Source organism: Mycobacterium asiaticum (assembly GCF_001673315.1).
Lineage (GTDB): Bacteria > Actinomycetota > Actinomycetes > Mycobacteriales > Mycobacteriaceae > Mycobacterium > Mycobacterium asiaticum_B.
Genome location: NZ_LZLQ01000075.1, coordinates 1 through 1,841 on the forward strand (window position 1 = coordinate 1; position 1,841 = coordinate 1,841).

Sequence of the window (1,841 nt, forward strand, 5' to 3'; positions counted from 1 at the left end):
AAGCGGTGGTGTCGGCTTATGAGACGGCGCGGTCGATGATCGTGCACCCTGAACTGATCGCCGGTAATCGCAATTCGCTGGTGCGGCTTGCGGTTTCGAACCTGTTCGGGCAGAACTGGCCGGCGATTGCAGCGGCAGAGGCGGCCTACGAGGAGTTCTGGGCTCAAGACATCGTGGCGATGCTGGGCTATCACGGTGGGGCGTCGGCGGCTGCTGCGGCGCTGACCCCGTTCACCAAGTTGCCGTTGGGTCAGTTGGCCGGCGCGGGCGGGTTGGTCAACGCCGCGGCGACCGAACTTGCCGGCCTGGCCAGCACTTTCAGCAAGGGCGGCGCCGGTGCCGTGCTGGGTGCGGCGAATGGGAGGCTGGGCGGCCTGCTGGGTGGGTTCAACCTCGGCGGATTGCTGAGCAGTGTGCGTTTGGGTACTGGAAACCTCGCCAATCTGAATCTGCAGAACCTGGGGTTGAGTGAGGTCGGCCTGCCGAGAAGCCCCGTGGTGGGCAGCCTGTTGAGCAGCCCTGCGGTGGGCAACCTGTTGAGCAATCCGGCGATCAGCAGTTTGTTGAGCAGCCCGGCGGTGGGCAACCTGTTGAGCAATCCGGCGATCAGCAGTTTGTTGAGTGGGATGAATCTGTCGGCCAAGCTGAACGGTCTGTTGACGGTGAACCCGGCGGCTGCGACGGCCGCGGTCACCGATGCCTTCGGTAACACCGGTACCGGCAATATCGGGTTTGGCAACACCGGTGATAACAACATCGGGTTCTTCAACACGGGTGACGGCAACGTCGGTATCGGCAACTCCGGTTTTGACCTGCGCGGCATTATGAATTCCGGGGTGGGCAACTCTGGGTTGTTCAATACCGGCAGTTACAACACCGGTATCGGCAACGCGGGCACCGGTAACACCGGGTTGTTCAACCCGGGCGATTTCAATACCGGTATCGGTAACCGCGGCAGCTATAACACGGGAAGTTTCAACGAGGGCAGCTTCAACAGCGGTGACTTCAACGCCGGTGACACCAATACCGGGTGGTTCAATACCGGCAACCTCAACACCGGTATCGGTAACTCCGGTGACATCAACACCGGTATCGGCAACTCCGGCGACATGAACTTCGGGATGTTCGTGCGGGGCGACGCCCAAGGCATAACCGACTTTACCTACTCGATCCACATCGACCAGATTCCCGTGGACTTCGGCATGCGAATCCCGTTGAACCTGACGGTGTCTGGTGGCACCTTCGACATCACCACTCAGCCGTTCACCATCCCCCTGCTCGGAATCGACAACATCAGCAGCGTGAACGGCGGTTCCACCGTCGGTCCCATCAATGTGCCGACCATAACGGTCACTGGACCGCGGCTGAACTTCGTAATCGGCGGGCCGCTATACAACGTGTTCGGCGGCATCTCCGGCACCGTCGGGCCGATCGATATCCCGTTCTCGCTCCCGGGGGGTGTGGGTTTCGGCAACACCTCATCCACGCCGTCGTCGGGATTCTTCAATAGCGGCTCGGGTGGCTCGTCGGGCTTCTTCAACTCCGGTGCGGGCAGTTCCGGGTGGCAGAACTTGGGGCTGGGTGTCTCGGGTGTGGGCAACGTGGGCGATCTGGCGTCAGGCATGCGCAACCTGGGCAACAGCATCTCGGGCATGTTCAACGTGAGTTCGTTGGACGCGGCGCAGGCGGCGGTCGTCTCTGGCGTCGGCAATGTCGGCAACCAGGTTTCGGGGTTCTTCCACAATGCGGTGAGCGACTTCACCACCTTCAGCATCGGCTTGGGCAACCAGGGTGGGCTGAATGTGGGCGGGGGCAATATCGGGGAGTTGAACTTCGGCTTC

At 61.6% G+C, this 1,841-nt stretch carries 1 protein-coding gene; it reads left to right on the forward strand.

The window, feature by feature from the left end; genetic code table 11:
* The coding region (locus A5636_RS11240) for a PPE family protein (protein WP_155763759.1) at positions 1-1,841 on the forward strand (1,841 nt) is incomplete at both ends.